15 protein-coding genes are annotated in these 16888 nt (G+C 65.5%); 6 read left to right on the top strand and 9 right to left on the bottom strand.

Annotation, left to right across the window (positions count from 1 at the left end; all coding sequences use genetic code 11):
* The first annotated feature begins 154 nt into the window (after positions 1-154).
* Positions 155-1000 carry a heme-binding protein gene (locus DWV00_RS15895; protein ID WP_115534538.1) on the top strand — a complete coding sequence of 282 codons (846 nt, stop codon included), beginning with the start codon at positions 155-157 and terminating at the stop codon, positions 998-1000.
* An 88-nt stretch (positions 1001-1088) separates the two neighbouring features.
* Here the strand turns inward: DWV00_RS15895 and DWV00_RS15890 are convergent, their stop codons facing one another.
* From DWV00_RS15890 to DWV00_RS15850, 9 genes are all read right to left on the bottom strand, one after another.
* On the bottom strand, positions 1089-2222 hold the full coding sequence (locus DWV00_RS15890) for a ferritin-like domain-containing protein (RefSeq protein ID WP_115534537.1): 1134 nt from the start codon (positions 2220-2222) through the stop codon (positions 1089-1091).
* Between the two features lie 49 nt (positions 2223-2271).
* Positions 2272-4245: a hypothetical protein gene (locus tag DWV00_RS15885; RefSeq protein ID WP_115534536.1), complete on the bottom strand. Its 1974-nt coding sequence runs from the start codon at positions 4243-4245 to the stop codon at positions 2272-2274.
* A 128-nt stretch (positions 4246-4373) separates the two neighbouring features.
* Positions 4374-5150, bottom strand: coding sequence for a VOC family protein (locus DWV00_RS15880; RefSeq protein ID WP_115534535.1), 777 nt, complete (start codon positions 5148-5150; stop codon positions 4374-4376).
* A gap of 46 nt (positions 5151-5196) precedes the next feature.
* Positions 5197-5922 carry a UbiA family prenyltransferase gene (locus tag DWV00_RS15875; RefSeq protein WP_115534534.1) on the bottom strand — a complete coding sequence of 242 codons (726 nt, stop codon included), beginning with the start codon at positions 5920-5922 and terminating at the stop codon, positions 5197-5199.
* Positions 5919-7286, bottom strand: coding sequence for an alkaline phosphatase family protein (locus tag DWV00_RS15870; RefSeq protein ID WP_115534533.1), 1368 nt, complete (start codon positions 7284-7286; stop codon positions 5919-5921). Before DWV00_RS15870 ends, DWV00_RS15875 begins: the two co-directional genes overlap by 4 nt.
* Positions 7264-8400, bottom strand: a complete 1137-nt coding sequence (gene eboE, locus DWV00_RS15865; protein ID WP_220274706.1) for a metabolite traffic protein EboE — start codon at positions 8398-8400, stop codon at positions 7264-7266. Before eboE ends, DWV00_RS15870 begins: the two co-directional genes overlap by 23 nt.
* Positions 8401-8402: 2 nt before the next feature.
* Positions 8403-9584: a 3-dehydroquinate synthase gene (locus tag DWV00_RS15860; RefSeq protein ID WP_181885476.1), complete on the bottom strand. Its 1182-nt coding sequence runs from the start codon at positions 9582-9584 to the stop codon at positions 8403-8405.
* 116 nt (positions 9585-9700) lie between these two features.
* Entirely contained in the window at positions 9701-10597 is an 897-nt protein-coding gene (locus DWV00_RS15855) for a TatD family hydrolase (protein ID WP_220274705.1), read from the bottom strand.
* Positions 10598-10617: 20 nt separating this feature from the next.
* Positions 10618-11517: an EboA domain-containing protein gene (locus tag DWV00_RS15850; RefSeq protein WP_115534530.1), complete on the bottom strand. Its 900-nt coding sequence runs from the start codon at positions 11515-11517 to the stop codon at positions 10618-10620.
* 469 nt (positions 11518-11986) lie between these two features.
* Between DWV00_RS15850 and DWV00_RS15845 the strand changes: the two genes are divergently transcribed.
* From DWV00_RS15845 to DWV00_RS15825, 5 genes are all read left to right on the top strand, one after another.
* Positions 11987-13228 (top strand): MFS transporter, encoded by a 1242-nt coding sequence (locus tag DWV00_RS15845; protein WP_245964899.1) that lies wholly within the window; start codon positions 11987-11989, stop codon positions 13226-13228.
* A 275-nt stretch (positions 13229-13503) separates the two neighbouring features.
* Entirely contained in the window at positions 13504-14016 is a 513-nt protein-coding gene (locus DWV00_RS15840) for a sigma-70 family RNA polymerase sigma factor (RefSeq protein ID WP_115534528.1), read from the top strand.
* Complete coding sequence (locus DWV00_RS15835; protein WP_147297910.1) at positions 14013-14984, top strand: FecR family protein; 972 nt, start codon at positions 14013-14015, stop codon at positions 14982-14984. Before DWV00_RS15840 ends, DWV00_RS15835 begins: the two co-directional genes overlap by 4 nt.
* Positions 14985-15134: 150 nt before the next feature.
* Positions 15135-15917, top strand: coding sequence for an energy transducer TonB (locus DWV00_RS15830; protein ID WP_147297909.1), 783 nt, complete (start codon positions 15135-15137; stop codon positions 15915-15917).
* A gap of 42 nt (positions 15918-15959) precedes the next feature.
* Positions 15960-16733 carry a response regulator transcription factor gene (locus DWV00_RS15825; RefSeq protein WP_181885475.1) on the top strand — a complete coding sequence of 258 codons (774 nt, stop codon included), beginning with the start codon at positions 15960-15962 and terminating at the stop codon, positions 16731-16733.
* Positions 16734-16888 lie beyond the last annotated feature (155 nt).

Below are 16888 nucleotides of genomic sequence, written 5' to 3'. Positions count from 1 at the left end.
CTGCTCGGGCCCGGACCCGAATCCGGATCTTTGCGCCCCGGCTCGCCGAGCACCTTCGGCGAGCCGGGGCAAATCGCATTCACGTTTCAACGAGTAGTCCAAGCAGTCAACCAGTAGTCAACCCAGCAACATCATCACGCCCTCGGGGATATTAATGGACAACCTGTTATTCGGACGCGCATCCGCGCCGGTCGAGCAGTCTCTGGAAGAACTCGGTCCGCTGGACGATCTTGCCGGCACGTGGGCCGGCAAGGGCTACAACATGATCGCCGTGCCCGACCGTCAGAACAATCGCATCTTCCGCCTGATCGTCAACGCCACGTTCGAGACGTTGACGTTCACGCCGATCGGCGGCCCGGTGCCCAATCGCGGCTCGGAGCAAGGCGACATCGACATCTACGGCCTTACCTATTTGCAGCAGGTCAGCGATGCCGCAACCGGCGAAGGCATTCACATCGAGCCGGGCCTCTGGCTGAACGTACCGGCCACCAGCGATCCGGATGCGCCGTCCACCATCGTGCGCCAGTCCACGATTCCGCACGGCGATACGCTGCTGGCGCAGGGCGTGGCCTCCAGCGAGTTGCGCGCGCCGATCATCGACCCGGTCAACCCGCTGCCCACGCCGCTGCCGGGAACGCCGCCGTTTCCGCTGGGCTATACCGATCCGTACCTTCACGGCAACTTCCCGGCCGGTTTCGACATGACGAATCCCAACAAAGCGCTTGTCGACGCGCTTTCGCGGCAAGCAGAGGAAGGGATCAATGTCGTCAAGACCGTCAACCTGCCGGTCAGCACGAAGGACTCGGGCGGGCTCGTCAACATTCCGTTCATCGTGAAGAACGCGAATGCCACCGAGATGAATTCGATCTTCTGGATCGAGACGCTGCAGCGCGCGGACGGCCGCAAGTTCCTGCAACTGCAATACACGCAGACGGTGCTGCTGGTGTTCGACGGGGTGGTCTGGCCGCACGTCTCCGTGGCCACGTTGATCAAGCGCTGAGCTTCGCGTCTACGTCTATTCCCGTTTATTGCCTTCTCGCAGCGCAGTAGCAGCGGCCGCCCCGGTTTTGCCGGGGCGGCCGCTTTTTTCATGAGACGGCGTGCACGCGGTCGCGCTCCACGGGCGTCGAGATTTCCGGGTGACTCAGCATGAACGGCGGCGCTGCGTAGACGGGCGGCACCGTGTCCGAGATGCGGAACTGCATCACCTGCTGCGCCACGAGCTTTAGCTCGAACATGATGCCGAGCGCCGCGTTCAAACTTTCCGGGCTGCCGTTGAAGGTCTGGTCGAGCGAGATCATGAGGCTGCGGTACGCCTCATAGAATTGCTTGCCGGCGATGTAGGCCCCGCTTCCGGGCCGGTAGTCGGAAAGCGCCGCATTGGGATAGAGCTTGATGATCGTCTTTTCGTCGAGCGGCACCGGCTCGCCCGTATAGGACCAGCCCGACTCGGCTTCCTTGTCCCGCACCAGGCGCTGCCCGTAAAAGATCTCCCCGAATTTGAAGTAGTGCGCGTAATTGCCGCCCGGGTCTTCTTTCGGCTTGATCGGATCGGTCCCGTCGTCCATGCCTTCGCCCTGGCGGATGATGGTTTCGAGCACGACGCGCGCCGAGTCGATGTCGAACACCTTGCCCTCCGGGTAGCGCTGGATCTCGGGCGGGAACCACTTGCTGATATCGATCTGCTGCTCGAGCCGGGGATGCGCGAAGATCGATGGGTCCCTCGCGTTCAACTCCGTCAGCTTCTTGATGATGGCTTTGTAGAACTGGCCGATCGACGCATAGCCCTGCATCGTATCGATTTGCGGCGCGGTTTCGCCGGGTAGCGTCGCGTGCGTGTCGGGACGTTCGATCTCCATGAACACGGTGCCGGTCTGTTCCTTCGTCAGCGAGTTCAGCGTGACGATCAGCCCTTCGTCCACGCACATCGGCAGCGGGCCCGGATACTGGAGCGAGAGCCCATCCGCAACGATGCGCGGGTTGCCGCCGATCGCGATGAGCGTATTGGCGGCGAGCGTCATGTGCAGCATTTCCTCGATGACGATCGAGTGCACCAGTGCGCGCGCTTCTCGGTTGCCCTCCTTGATCGAGAACAGCGCCGTCAGGTAGGGCGGAATGGTGGCGTACTCCAGCAAGACGGCGCCGGCCAACATATCGCGCACGTCGGCGATATTGGCGGTCGCTTCCAGCTTTCTCATGATGTCGGAGCGAATTTTCAGCATGATGAATGCGTCCTCTTCGATGAATGGCGGTCGATGCAGTGTGTTGTGTTCAGCGGGCCTTGCCGACTTTCGTCATGGCGACGGCCGTCAGATCGGCCGCCTCCTCGCGGTTGCCCGCGAGCCCATGCAGCGGGCAGCGCTTGCCGAACAGGACCTGACGGTCCATGGTCTTGCCGGTCCGCTGCATCACATTGGCGAAGTAATTGATCAGCATGCGGCGCTTCGATGAAGACAGATCGCGTGTCACCGGCATCTGGTCCGGGTCTTCAACGGGCTTGGCGAAGACGAAATGCATGATGAAGGCGGCCGAATCGGCAACGGGTTGCTTCGAGAAGTCGAAGAGCCCCTTGCTCATGACCGGATACAGGTTGGCGTATTGCTGAAGGATCGGCTGCACGTCGTCCCAGGTCGGGTTGTCGATATCGATCGACTGCCCCGGCGCCGGGAACGTGCTGTAGACGACGGCCGCGATCTGGTCGAAGGTCTGCTGCATCGCCGTGTTGCTGCCGGCGAAGTTGTACGTGATCGCGTAGAGCTGGCCGTCGATGTAGCCGCGCGGGTTGCCCATGATTTCCGGTCCCGAGATCGTGACCACGGCCCGCCCGCGCGAATCCGTGCGCGGGCGCTCGGGTTTGATGCGCACGGCGAGGCCCGGCACGTTGTTGACGGGGATCGTCGCGCGCGGCGTTGCGCCGGGCTTCTGGCTGGCCGGGCTGTTGCTGTAGTCGGGCGCGGGCGGCTCGGTGCGGAATTCGAGTTCCTGGTCGGCGTAGGGCTCGCCGTAGCGGGCGGCATAGAGGACCGTGTCCGCGCGGTTGTGGCTGGGCTCGTTCGGGTCGAGCTTGAAGGTGAACGTCTCGGGCCGGACTTCCAGCCCCTGTACCACTTCGCGGATGCAGACGTTGGCGCTGCCCTTGTCGTCGATCACCTGAATCAGCGCGAGCGGCTTGCCGCGCGTCGCGGCGAGCATGTCGCTCGTCAGCGTCACGGCTTGGACGCCGCCTTCGATGTTCTGCAACTGCTGTGAGAGATCGACTTCGCCGAGCAAGGTGTAGTCGTCGGCACCGAGTTCGGCGTTTTGCAGAAAGGACTCGTCGTGGAGCGCCGCGTATTTGAGCGGGCCGTTGTTTAGGATCTGGTAGCCGGGGCCGAGCGGTAGCGCATTGCTCAGGTCCACTTGCAGGGTCTTGGTATCGGCGTCGATGTAGGTCGAGAAGCAACTGATGCCGTTGCCGTTGGCCGTGTCGTTCGGGTTGCCGTTGCTGCTCGACTGAGCATTGGTGATCGCGTTCGTGTTGGGGATGAAGCGCCGCCCGAGAATGAAGGAGCGCGGCTGATCCGCCTTCGCCGGCCCGATGTTGCCGAGCACGATGCCATAGCCGAAATCGGGCGTGAGTTGGCCGTCCGCTTGCTTGACGGCCTGCTGATAGCCGTACGTGGTCAGGCGGATCGACAGCAGATCGCGCTCCGACGCGGCGCGCAGCGCATCGAGAAACGGGCTGCGCCAGTCGTCGCGATGCCAGACGATATCGGTCAGGACCGACTGGAACATCGCCGACGCGCCGCTGTCCCCGCCGTCGGTCGAGCGCGTGAACCAGAGATCGCGAAACGGATTGCTTTCGTATTCGGCCGTCATGATCGGCAGCCCGTCCGGCGCCAGCAGCGAGACGGAGAGCCCGTAGATGTTCGAGGCGAGCTGCCAGTCGGTGTCGAGATCGACGAGCTTGCCGGCGGGGCGGTCGAGCGAATTGCCCACTCGGCAGCCGATCAGTGGATCGCTTCCGGCTTCGGTCAGGAGTTGGCCCGACGGATCGCGCAAGCTTTTGATCGTGCAATCGGTAAAGCGCATGATTGCCGTACCGGTTGGGTTCCACCAGCCGTTCATGGCCTTCTCGCCGCTGAACTTCTGGAACGATTCGCTGAAGTATTCGTTGTCGAAGTGCCGGGGGTCGTTGTTGACCGTCGAGACGTCGGCCTGGAACTTGCCCGTGAACGCAAGTCTGGGAAATTGCAGATAGCTCATGGCTCCTCCTCGGTGGGGATTCCTGAATTCGCTATGCCTCGGCTGCGCCCGTGTGTCGGGTGACGAGCGCAGAGGCGTTGCTTCATGCGCTCGGCCCGCCGCGCACGGTCAAAACGATTCAAAACGATTCAAAACGGTTTGATCAGCCCGATCGCATTGCCCTCCGGGTCCTTGACCATTGCAAACGTGTAGCCGTCCACGCTCGTCGGCTCGACGAAGCGGCTGCCGCCGCTGCGCACGGCGCGCTCGATCGCGGCTTCCAGGTCGTCGACGCGCAGGTAGAAGTTCGTGCCCGGCTCGAAGCCCGGCGTCTTCGGCTGCGTTTGCCCGATGCCGCCGAGCAGCGGCGTGAGCTGCGCCGGGAACGGCACGTAGGCGAAGCCGGACGCGCCGGTTTCGTAGTTCCAGCCGAAAACGCTCGCGTAGAACGACTTGAGCGAGCCCTGATCGCGGCCGATCACTTCGAACATCACGCTCGGGTGATGGTTGGCGACGATGTTCGATGCTGCGCTAGCCGTCGAGACATCGGTCGTGCGCACGAAGCCGGCGCGCGTCTCCAGAAATTCCACGAAGGTGAACGGCTGGCCGTTCTTCTGAATGAAGAACTGGCCGCAACGCTTCAGGAACGACGTGAATACGGCGCCGTTCACATGTTTGTCGAATGCGTCGGCGTTGCGGTAGGTTTCGAAGAACAACACCGTCAGCGGGTCGTCGGGCGGCAGCGATTGCAGCCGAGGATCGCCGCGAAACGGCCGGTTCACGAGATAGGTCAGCGTGTCGGGCTCTTCTTGCTCGACTGCAATGGCCAGCTCGCGTAAGGCCGCATCGGCGGCCTCCTCGTAGCCGGGCTTGATGAACCATGTCGACGTGAGACTGACGGTGGGCGTCACAGCGGATGCGTTCATGAGGCTCCTCGTGGGAAGAGGGGGAGGGGATGCGGCGCGGCGAGCGTCAGTCGCCACGCACGTACCGTTGGCCGGCGCGCGTCAACGCCGCGCCGGCCAGGCCCGCGAGCAGCCAGGCGGGATTCGAGGCCAGCACGGTCAGCACTAGGCCGTCGCATAGCGGAATGGCCGCGAGCATCCATGGGATGACCGGCCAAGCGTAGCGGCCCCCTGGGGCCGAACTTTCGCGGCGCGCCACGAACGTCAGCACGAGAACGTACGCGCCTTGCACCGCACCGGCGAGCCAGACCGTGGCCGCTACGGTCCCGGCTAAAGCAAATGCGGTGACCGCGTAGACGAGGACGCGCGCGGCGGCCATCGCCAGCACCATCGACGGATGGCCCTTGTGAAACCGGTCGTACAGCGCGATGACGGCAAGCAGCAGCGCGCCCGCGGCGAGCCCCTCGCGGTGCGGTGCAACGCTCAGGCAGACGAAGGCCAGCGCGAACAGCGCGAGCATGACCGCTCGGGCGCGCGCGGGTGTGATGCGGCCGGCGGGAATCGGCCGGTAGCGCTGGTGCACACTGTCGTGGTCGAGGTCGAATAGGTCATTGAGCGCCATTCCGCCGCAGTAGAAACATGACAAGGCGAGGGCGAGCAGCACGGTCGATCCGCCGAGCGCGCCCGATAGCACAGCTGCCGCGGCGACGTTGCTCCAGACCGTGGGCAGATTGCTCGCGCGGCACAGCGCGAGCACGGGGGCGAGGGTGCCGCGGGAAGTGAGTGTGCTCATGGCCGGAAGAGGTGATCGAGCAGCAGGGAATGGATGTCGGTTGCCGCAAGCCGGCCGTCAGGCACTCGGCCGCGCTCCGAACTCATGAGGATCGGCGCATCGCCGTCGCTGGCCGTGCGGATGCCGTGCGAACCGCGCACGAGCGAGGCGTCGAGCGGAATCACGTCCATCGTGTAGCGCATGCCGAGCGCCTTGCGCAGCAGGCGCGTGCCGACCTTCACGGCCGGAAAGCGGATGCCGGGGTCGATGAACAGTTCGGCCGGGTCGTAGCCGGGCTTGCTGTGGATGTCGACGGTGCGCGCGTAGTCGGGGGCGGCCGCATCGTCAAGCCAGAAGTAGTAGGTGAACCAGCTGTCAGGCTCGGCGAGCAGCACGAGTTCACCGGCGCGCGCATGCGCGAGGCCATGATGGTGCTTGCCGGTCTCGTCGAGCACTTCGCCCACGCCGGGCAGCGTTTCGCAGAGGCGGCGCACATCGGAGAGGTCACGCTTGTCGCGAACGTAGACGTGGGCCACCTGATGGTCCGCCACGGCGAACGCGCGTGACGCGCCGGTGTCGAGCGTGTCGCGCCCGAGGTCGCGCTTGATCGCGACGAAGCCGGCGTCGCGCAGCGCGCGGTTGATGTGCACCGGCCGTTCGACCGGCATGATGCCGTACTCGGAGAGCACGACGATGTGCACGCCTTGCGCGCGCAGTGCGTCGATCAGCGTGCCGCAAACGTCATCGATTTCGCGCAGGTCCGCCGAGATGTCCGCGTGCGGGCCGACGCGTTGCAGGCAGTAGTCGAGATGCGGCAGGTAGATGAGGTTCAAGGTCGGCTTGAATTGCTGCTCGACCGCAAGCGCGGCCTCGGCAATCCAGCGGCTCGACCGGATGCTCGTGCGCGGTCCCCAGAAGTCGAACAGCGGGAACGGGCCGAGCCGTTCGCGAAGCGCCCCGCGCAGCTCCGGCGGTTGCGTGTAGAAATCCGGGAGCTTGAGGCCGTCGGCGCAGTAGAGCGGGCGCGGCGTCAGCGTGATGTCCGCGTCGGTGGCCATCGCGTACCACCAGAACGTGTTGGCGCAGGTGAAGGACGGATCGCGTTCGCGCGCCACGTGCCAGATGCGCGGCGACTGCACGAGCCGGTTGCTCTGGCGCCAGAGCAGAACTTGGTCGAGGTCGCGGAAGTACCACCCGTTGCCGACGATGCCATGCTCGCTCGGCAGCTTGCCGGTCAGGTAGGTCGTCTGCGCGGAACAGGTGAGGGCCGGCATGACGGCGTCCACGACAGCGACCTCATTGCTGAATGCCGACAAGTTCGGCGTGTGCGGGCCGAGCAGGTTCTTGGTCAGTCCGACGACGTTAATGACGGCTGTGCGCTGCATCGAGCGTCTCCCTGACCCAAGCGAGTTCGCGCGCGATCGACGCGGAGAGCGAAGCGAGGCGCAGCGACGCGGGCAGCACGCCGAAGCTGTAGGTTTCGACTTCGAGCGGCGTATCCGCCGGCAAGCGTGGCAGCAGATCTTCGAGGAAGAAGCGCGTGGTGCCGATGGCGCCGATCTCGCGGAGAAACACCGGCACGTGGAAATGCACGCGGCACTCTTCGGGCGTCTCGCCGCGCTGGCTGCTGCTTTCGAGCCAGCGCGCGAGATCGGGGAGATCGGCAAGGCGTTCCAATTCGCCGTTCTTCTTGAGCACGATGGCCTGGTGCAAATACGTGGGCTCGTCGAAAGCGAGCAGGTGCGCCGCGGCGCTGCCGCGCGCGCGCAGGGCCGACGACACCTGCACCTTGGCGATCCGGACGCCGGCCTGCTCGAGCAGGGTGAGACAGCCGGCGGGCGTCTCGAACTCGACGGCCTGATGGCAGCAGTCGAAACACAGGCCAATGTGCTCGGCGAGCGATTCCGGAAAGCGCATCCTTTCGAAGAAGTCGAGGGCGTCGTCCATCGTTTCGATCGCGCAGCACGGCTCGGGCTCGATCGCGAGGCGCACCAGTGGACCGCCTCGGTCGTGTAGGCGTGCGAAGTGCGTCAGGGCCGTTAGCAAATGCTCCTTCACGAGTGGCCAATCCGCATCGGCAAAGCCTTCGCGAAAGGCGACCGGCACCGTCGAGATCGACGTGGGCTGTCCGCTCGGCGTCCATGCGGCGAGGATGTCGGCGAGCCGCGTGGTATAGGCGACGCGCCGCGCATCGCGCCAGTCGGGCTCATAGACGGCCTGTTTGACTGCCCTGCCGTGAAAGGCGCCGTACGGAAATCCGTTGAGCGTCAGCACGTAGCAGTCGTGCTCGCCGCACCATTCCGTGAAGCGGCGCAGCGCGTCGGCGTTCAGTTCCGCTGCCGCTTGGGCCGAGATCCGCAGGCCGAGCGGAAAGCGCTGATCCGGCGAGACGGCCCGCTTGACTTCCAGTGCGTGGCCTTCGAGGTTGCGCAGCACGTCGGCCCAGCTATCGCCAGGATGAATGTTCGTGCAATAGGTCAGCGGATGGGGGCGCGTCACGCTCAGGCCTCCAGCGGGACCATCGCCGTGCGCTGCGGCCGCTGCCCGGCGCGCAGCTCGGCGATGCACTCGCGCATCGCGTCGACGTCGATGGTGTCGACCTCGAAACCTTCGCCGATGCCCTTGAGCAGCGTGATGCAGAGTCGTCCGCCCAGGTGTTCGCGGAAATCGCTTAGGGCGCGGCGTACGTCGAGCGCATCGAGCGCAGCATCGTTCAGCGTGAAGCCGATGTCGCGCAGTGTGACGAGCACCAGTTCAGCGTGCGCCTCGCCGATGAGTCCTGTGCGCCGCGAGTACAGGACGTCGAGCGCCATGCCGATCGCGACCGCTTCGCCGTGCCGCAGGCGATGATGCGAGAGCTCTTCGAGTTTGTGCGCCGACCAGTGCCCGAAATCGAGCGGCCGCGCGCTGCCGCGCTCGAACGGGTCGCCCCCGTTGCGGATCTGCGCGAGATGCAGCTCCGCGCAGCGCACGATCATCGGCTCCAGCGCCTGCGGTGCGAGTGCGGCGAGTTCGAAGCGCTGGCGGTGGAGCTGGGCGAAGAAGGCTTTGTCGCGGATCAGCGCGACCTTGACGGCCTCCGCGATCCCGGCGCGCCGGTCCGCGGCCGGCGCGCTCGCGAGCAGGTCGAAGTCGTTGACGACCGCGAACGGCGGCGCAAAGGTTCCGACGAAGTTCTTGCGGCCATGCCAGTTGACGGCATTCTTCACGCCGATGCCCGCGTCGTTCTGGGCGAGCACCGTCGAGGGCATGCGCAAGAGGCGGACGCCGCGATGCACGGTCGCCGCGGCATAGCCTACGGCATCGAGCATGGCGCCGCCGCCGATCGCCACGACGTAGCTATGGCGGCACACGCCGAAATCGCGCGCGAGCGTATAGAGCGTGCGAGCTTCGAGCAATTCGTCCTTCGCGGCCTCGCCGCCGCGTACGATCCAGGCTGGCCTGAGCAGATCGAGCGATGCCGCGTGCGCCAGCATGTAGCGCTCGATGGCACCTGAGAAATCCGGGCGCTGTTCGACGATCCCCGCGTCGACCGCGAACAGCACGCGCGCCTTGCTGCCGGGCTCGCGCGGTCTCATCAGGTCGGCCAGCACGGTGTTGGCCGGGTCGAGTGCGCGCCGCGTAAAGCACACGGGGTAGTCGTAGAGAACCTCGAAAGTCTGATCGATGCGGTGTTCGAGCATGAGCATCTCCGTGTGAGGGACGGGGAGACAGGTGCGGCGAATGCGCGCGCTCGGGCGCGGCGTGCTTCTCGCCGGGTGCCGGCCGGACGCGTGGCTGGCTACTGAGTTCTTAGTTCTTAGTTCGGAACGGGCGTGTCGACGCGCGGCTTCTGCCCGCGCAGCACCGAGTTGTCCGCGAACAGCTGCCGCTGGTCGAGGGTTGGCGTCCGGTCGAGCGCCGCGAGGTCGATCTGCCGCGACTGAGCGTAGGCTTCTAACGCATTGCCCCAGGTGACGGCCTCGACCACCGCGGGTGCGATGCCGCGCTCGAGCATGAGGCGTGCGGTCTTGGGCACGGACAGCGGATCGCTCACGCCCCAGTCCGCCGAGCTATCGACGATGATGCGTTCCGGCCCATAGCGCCTGACCACTTCGACCATGCGCTCCGAGCCCATCTTGGTGTTCGGATAGATCGTGAAGGCGGCCCAAGCTCCGGAGTCGAGCACGTCCTCCACGGTCTCCTCGTTGTTGTGATCGACGACGAGCTTGCTCACGTCGACACCATGCTCGCGCGCGACGTCGATCGAGCGCTGCGTTCCGCGCTTCTTGTCGCGATGCGGTGTGTGGACCATGACCACCATGTCGTGCCGGTGCGCGAAATCGAGCTGGGCCTGATAGGCGAAGTCTTCCGCGGCGGTGATCTCGTCGTAGCCGATCTCGCCGATCGCGACGACGCCTTCCTTGAGCGCGAAATGCGGGATCAGTTCGAGCACCTCGCGCGCGAGCGGCCCATTGTTGGCCTCTTTCGAATTCAGGCCGATCGCGCAGTAGTGGGCGATGCCGAACTGCTCGCAGCGAAAGCGTTCCCAGCCGACGAGGCTCGAGTAGTAATCGATGAAACTGCCGACGTTCGTGCGCGGCTGGCCGAGCCAGAATGCCGGTTCGATGACGGCGCGGATGCCCGCGGCTACCATCGCCTCCAGATCGTCGGTCGTGCGGGAAGAGATGTGGATGTGCGGATCGAAGAATCTCACGGGTGTCCTCTCTATCGTCGTCATCGAATGAACTGCAGGGCGCGCTGCGTGAATCGGGCCTTCCGTGCCTGACGCACGAAGGGGGCGTGCGCATCGAGCAGACGCTGAAGCCAGGCGCTGTCGTCGTCTAGCGCGCCGGCCCGGCCGAGGGCCAGCAGCACGCCGCGCTGGCCGGGCTCTCCGCCCGTTACCACCTCTTCTTTCAGCGCTTGCAGGCCGCGCTCGCCGGGATAAGCGCCGAGGCAGAGCCACAACTGCGGCGGCACGGGGCGGCCGGCGCTGCGGCGCTCATCGACGAGATCGAGCGCCATGCGGGCGAGTTCGGGCGAGAGCCGCTCGTCGAGTCCATCGACACGCCAGAGCGGCACGTCGAGAAAGACGGCCTTGATGACGAGTTGACGCCAGGACACATCGTCGAAATGCCTCGCCGGATAGGGCGAATCACAGGCCACGGCTTCGAAGACGGGACGCATGTTGGTGCGGCACCCTTCGCATGCCCGCGCGACGAAGCGCACTCCATCGGGCAGCAGCGGGAGCGAGCGGTAGAGCGCGCAGGATTCGCCGAGATCGGCGAAGCGACAACCGCGATCGAAGACGCCGGCGAAGGCGTCGGTATCGATGTCGGGCGAGGCAAGCAGCAGGGCGATGCGCAGCGTTTCGAGCTGGTTCCATTGCGCCGTGTTGCAGGTCGGACCGAGCGTGGCGAGCAGTCGTTGTTCGGCGGCGTCGAGCGCGAGGGCGTCGCTCGCTCGCGCATGGCGGCTTGCGAGAGAGAACAGTTGTGCGCGCCGGTCGATGGGCGCGCCATTGCGGATTTCGCTGGACGCATCCAGCAGGAAGTCATACGCCGCGGGCGTCAAGCGCTTGTTCAAGAACGTGGCAAGACAAGCGGCAACACTGCTGGGTAGTGTGATCGTCATACGCCATTCTTCATTTTGGTGGAATGGGCAGCTTCTTCTTGACTACCGGGCACACCTGGTCCGAGTGTGCTTTTGCGCGAGACATCTCAAAAATCTGACTACAAGAATCTCAATTGCATCGCAAGAGCGTCAAGCTGTGAGATCTCATAGGAGGCACCCAGACTTTGAGATTTGGCGTCCAAAGTGCGATTGACGAGCACGGTTTCTATCTCTCGGATGTGTCGTCACTGCGTCGGACCAGGGTGGTCGGTTGATATACGCGCCCGTCGCGCTGACCCGAAATGCGCCGGAAATGGCCCAAAAGCGGCGTAGCTAGCGCACTCGCGCGATCCCGTAAAACATAGACTTTCCGCATGGGTGTCGCGAATGGAGGAGGGCTCACTTCTCACTTCGCAACGCCTTCGAGATCAATCCCGGATCGCGGCATGTCGCAGTACATACCGGCGCGATCGAACACAAGGAGCGTGCCGTGAGCGCCTCAACACCCCCCACCACAGGTAGTTCAGATAGTTCGGGCACACCCGAGGCCGCGTCGCGCGGCAAGATCCTCATGATGGCCGTCATCGCCGGAGCGGTGATCACCAACATCTATTGCACGCAGCCGATCCTGCCGTTGATTGCCGCCGGGATGCGGGTCGACGTGACGATGGTCGATCTCGTCGCCGCGGCGGCGCTGCTCGGGTTCTCGACCGGGCTTGCATTGCTGTTGCCGCTCGGCGATCGCTTCGACCGCCGCAAGCTCGTGCTCATTCAGATTGCGCTCGCCTGCGTATTCGGCATCGCGGCGGCCGTGGCGCCCGGCATTGGGACGCTCGTCGCGGCCTCGTTCGGTCTCGGCATCGTGAGTTGCGTTCCACAGCAATTGGTGCCGTTCGCGGCGGTCATGTCGTTGCCGAGCGAACGCGGGCGCAACGTCGGAACGGTCGTGAGCGGGATCATGGTCGGCATCCTCGTCGGGCGCACGGTGGCCGGCGTGATCGGCGCGGCGTACGGATGGCGCGCGGTGTACGGCGCCGAAGCGGCGTTCATGGTGCCGGTCTGGATTGCCGCCGCGGCGCTGCTGCCGCGTGGCGTGCCGTCGACGAATCTTTCCTATGGGCGTTTGCTCGCTTCGCTGTGGCCGCTCGCGCGGGACCATCGTCCGATTCGCGAGTCGATGCTCATCCAGGCATTGCTGTGGGCCTGCTTCAACGCCTTCTGGGTCAATCTCGCCGCGCTGCTCGCGAGCGGACCGTGGCATCTCGGCAGCGCGTGGGCGGGCGGATTCGGGATTATCGGCGCGGCGGGGGCTTTCGCGGCTTCGCTCGGCGGCAATGCGACCGATCGCGTCGGGTTTCGCAAGGTGATCGGCGCCAGCATCGGCATCGTCACGCTCGCGTACCTGCTTCTGAGCGGCGCGGCGACCTCGCTGACACTGCTGGTCGCGGGCGTGATCGTGCTCGACATCGGCGTGCAGTCCGGCCTCGTGTCCAACCAGACGCGTGCGTTCGCGGTCGACGCGAAAGCGCAGGGCCGCATCAATAGTCTCTATATGACGGCCACTTTCTTCGGCGGCGCCGTCGGCGCGACGGTCAGCGGCTGGTTGATGGCGCGCTTCGGCTGGACCGGCATCGTCGCCTTCGGTGTCACGCTCGGCATGCTCGCTTATGCGATTCACTGGATCGGTGCACCGCGCCGAGCGTCTGTTCCGGCGCGGGCGTGCCCGGATTGATGAAAACCCCTAATGCCCTAGGCTTGGCTGCCGGCCCGCGATATCCCGCCGATCCGCATGGAAGAGGCGTTCCACCAGGCGAATTGTCACACTATGTACACGGAAATGCCTTAAGTTCGGCTGCCCGATCATCGCGCGCGTTCTCCCTTTCCCCGATTGATAGGACTTTTTTGCCCTCGTAACCTGCGAGGCATCGGGTCTTTCGATTGCCTCGCCTGCAACAGAGGAGGAGCGCAGCGGAAGGCAGTCGGATAAAGCACGCGCGGAGCAGCCGTATGTCAGATGCCATTGCCAGCCTCAGCCTCACGCCGGTCGAATCGATTTTTCGCAACGACTATCGCTGGCTGCTCGGCCGCCTGCGGTTGAAGCTGGGCTGTACGTTTACCGCGGAAGACATCGCCTCCGAAACCTTCGTCCAACTGGTTGCGCTGCCCGATCCGAGGGGGATTCGCGAGCCGCGCGCGATGCTGACGACGATCGCTCATCGGCTCGTCTACGATTTCTGGCGCCGCCGCGATCTCGAGCGCGCGTATCTGGCCGCGCTCGCCGCGCTGCCGGAAGGCGCTGTGCCCTCGGAGGAGGAGCGCGCGATCGTGGTAGAAACGCTCAACACGATCGACCGCATGCTCGCGGGCCTTTCCGCGAAGGCGCGCAACGCATTCGTCTACAGCCAATTCCACGACATGACGCACGCCGACATCGCCGAGCGGCTCGGCGTGTCGAAACGGACCGTCCGCGACTATCTCGCTCAAGCGATGCACGCTTGCTATCTGGCATCGGTGCAGTGAGCGGAGACAGGGCCCCCGCAACGGCCTCCACGAGCGAGCAGGCGGTCAGCGCTGCGATCCGCTGGATGGTGTTGCTGCGCTCGGGTGAAGCCACCGAACGCGACCGGCAACGCTTCGAGGCCTGGCGCAATGCGGATCCCGCCCATGCGAAGGCCGTGGCTCACGTCGAAGCGTCGCTCGGCGCCCTCGTACCGTCCGCCACGGCAGGCATCCCGCGCCGGGCCCTCGGCGATGCGCTGCTTGCCGTGCCTTCGCGCCGCCGGCTGGTGCGCGGCGTGCTTTCGTTCGGCGCGGTCGCGCTCGGCACCGGCGCGATCGTCGATCGGTTCTCGCCGATCGGACAATGGACGGCCGATCTGCACACCCACACCGGCGAGCGAACGAAAGCGGTGCTCGCCGACGGCTCCTCCGTCACGCTCGGCGCGCGCAGCGCCGTCGACGTCGATTACGGCAGCGATGCCCGCGGGCTGGTTTTGCGCGTCGGCGCGGCCTTCGTCCGCGTCGCGGATCGGGACGTCCGGCCGTTCGTCGTTCGCAATGGACACCGCAGCGTGCGCGCGCGTGCCGGTTCGTTCTCGGTCCGCACGGAAGGGCGCTGGCTCCATGTCGCGGCGCTCGATGCGCCGCTTCATATCGCCGTGGGCGGCGGCACGATGACGCTCGCACCGGGCGGCACGGCGCGGGCCGGGACGCACCGGATCGAGGCCGGCCGCGAGAGCGCCGCCGCCGAAGCCTCATGGACATCGGGCCAGCTGCAGGTCGACGAGGAGCCGCTCGGTTCGGTGGTGGAACGCCTGCGCCCGTACTTCATGGGCGTGATCCGGGTGTCGGACGATGCGGCCTCGCTTCCTGTGACCGCCGTGCTTCCGCTGGACGAGCCGCTGCGCGCGCTCGACGCATTGGCCCACACGCTGCCGCTTGCGATCAGCCGCTACGCGGGATATCTGGTCCTCGTCTCGCGGACCTGAGGCCCGGCTTCATGCCCCCGGCCGGAAGATTTTCGGCCTCCTCGAAAAAAATTCGCTCGGACTACGTCACTTTCGCTCGCTCGTCGCACATACCCATTGAAAGCGCAAACGCGAACACGCGAAAGCGCTCAATCCAAGCGATCGAAAGACATGACGCGCACGGCTATCCCTCCCGCAATGCTGCGCCCTCCGGTCGAGCCGAGCTCGAATGTCCGGACGGTCGGCGTTGCCGTGCTCGTCGTCGCGGCGCATCTCGCGCTGTTCGCCGCCTACGTCACATCCCCGCGATCGGGCACGTTGGGTTTGCGCGAAGCGCATGCCGTCGCGCCGTCGGGTCCCCTCGAAGTGGTCTTGCTCGCCGAACCCTCCGCGGTTGATCGGCCGGCGCCGGCCGGCCCCGTATCCCATGCGCCAATTCATCCGCACCTATCGCCGGCCGTGCGCCGGACGCTTCCGCGCAAGCCTGCGCCGACCGAAGCCGTCGCGCCGGTTCCACAAGCGGCCGCACCGCAAAAGATGGTGGTAGCTCGGCCGGCGGCGCTCGCGGTCGGCGCCGCCGGCGCCACCGATGCCGCAACGGCCGCATCTGCCGCGAGCGCGGCGAAGGCGCCGCAAGTTGCCGAAGCAGCACGGTTCAGTGCCCGCCCCGAGCCGAAGCGAGCCGACGAGGTGGCGTGCCGTGTTCCGACGCCGTCCTATCCGGCTCGCGCGCGCAGGCTCGAAGAGGAGGGCACGGTTACGGTGCGCATGACGCTCGATACGAGCGGCCACGCGACGGCCGTGAGCCTCGAACGCGGTACCGGGTTTGCCGATCTCGATTCAGCCGCGCTCGACGCCGTGCGCGATGCCGCCTGCGAACCGTATCTAGAGCGTGGCGAGGCCGTTCCGATCAGCGTCGTTCAGTCGATCGATTTCAAGCTCGCCGGGCCATGACGGCGGGCGAACCGTTCAATCCAAATGCGACAAGGGGTCATCTTGAATTACGTCATCCTGACTAAAGACGCGAGCCTTGCCCGGCGTGTCGAAGACGGTCTCGTGCTTTGCGGCGCCAGCGGCGAAGTGTTCGCCAACGAGATCGAGATGCTGCGCACGCTGCGGCACAAGCCCTACGATCTGATCGTCATGGACGCGCGCACCACCAAGGTCGCGTCCAGTGCGCTGATGTCCTGGCGCGAGTGCCATTCGCTTCAGAACACGCCGCTGCTCGTGGTCGGCTCGTTCGCCGATCCGGCCAGCTTGTTCCAGTGGTACGAAGCGGGCGCGACCGACATCCTGTCGTTGCAGTTCGACGCGAACGAGTTCTATGTCCGCGCGGCGCACGCGCTGCTGCGCAGCGCCGGCGCCGTGAACCGCGAGAGCGAGCGCTTGTGCGTCGGCCCCTATACGTTGACCAAGGCGTGCTGCGTCGTCGAGCTTCGCGGCAAGTCGATCCAACTGACTCCGCGCGAGTTCGCCACGGCCTGGCTCTTCTTCACCAACGCGGGCGTCAGCTTGACTCGGGCGATGGTGGCGAAATCCATTTGGGGCAGCGAGACCGATCGCGCCGACAGGACGATCGAGCAGCACATCTACAAGCTGCGCAGGAAACTCGCGTTCGGGGCCGGAAACGGCGTGATGCTGCGCACCGTCTATTCGCTCGGCTACCGGCTCGAAGTCTCCGGCTCGGAGCAGATGGGCCATGCGCGCTTCGACGGCGGCTCGGCGCGCTTGCCGCTTAGCATGCATGCGGGGGAGGCTGCGCGCGCCTGAGAAAGAAAAAGGGGTAAGGAAATCCCGACGCGAAAATCATCGTACCCTGACGCCCGACGGCCTCAACTAATCGCTATTTTGGCCGTTGCAACGTAGAACGGCGCTCGCCTATCGAGCGCGTTCCGATCCAAACGGCGGGGTGTGCGATTTTGCAT

Origin of the sequence: Trinickia dinghuensis (assembly GCF_003367175.1) — a bacterium.
GTDB lineage: Bacteria > Pseudomonadota > Gammaproteobacteria > Burkholderiales > Burkholderiaceae > Trinickia > Trinickia dinghuensis.
Note: the sequence above shows the minus strand (reverse complement) of the source record. Positions and strands in the feature narration are given on the sequence as shown.

Bases quoted from the DNA above. Each gene is read 5' to 3' on its own strand.
- DWV00_RS15850 (WP_115534530.1), bottom strand. From the start codon at position 11,517: ATGACGATCACACTACCCAGCAGTGTTGCCGCTTGTCTTGCCACGTTC.
- DWV00_RS15875 (WP_115534534.1), bottom strand. From the start codon at position 5,922: ATGAGCACACTCACTTCCCGCGGCACCCTCGCCCCCGTGCTCGCGCTG.
- DWV00_RS15860 (WP_181885476.1), bottom strand. From the start codon at position 9,584: ATGCTCGAACACCGCATCGATCAGACTTTCGAGGTTCTCTACGACTAC.
- DWV00_RS15885 (WP_115534536.1), bottom strand. From the start codon at position 4,245: ATGAGCTATCTGCAATTTCCCAGACTTGCGTTCACGGGCAAGTTCCAG.
- DWV00_RS15890 (WP_115534537.1), bottom strand. From the start codon at position 2,222: ATGCTGAAAATTCGCTCCGACATCATGAGAAAGCTGGAAGCGACCGCC.
- DWV00_RS15880 (WP_115534535.1), bottom strand. From the start codon at position 5,150: ATGAACGCATCCGCTGTGACGCCCACCGTCAGTCTCACGTCGACATGG.
- DWV00_RS15870 (WP_115534533.1), bottom strand. From the start codon at position 7,286: ATGCAGCGCACAGCCGTCATTAACGTCGTCGGACTGACCAAGAACCTG.
- DWV00_RS15840 (WP_115534528.1), top strand. From the start codon at position 13,504: ATGTCAGATGCCATTGCCAGCCTCAGCCTCACGCCGGTCGAATCGATT.
- DWV00_RS15895 (WP_115534538.1), top strand. From the start codon at position 155: ATGGACAACCTGTTATTCGGACGCGCATCCGCGCCGGTCGAGCAGTCT.
- DWV00_RS15830 (WP_147297909.1), top strand. From the start codon at position 15,135: ATGACGCGCACGGCTATCCCTCCCGCAATGCTGCGCCCTCCGGTCGAG.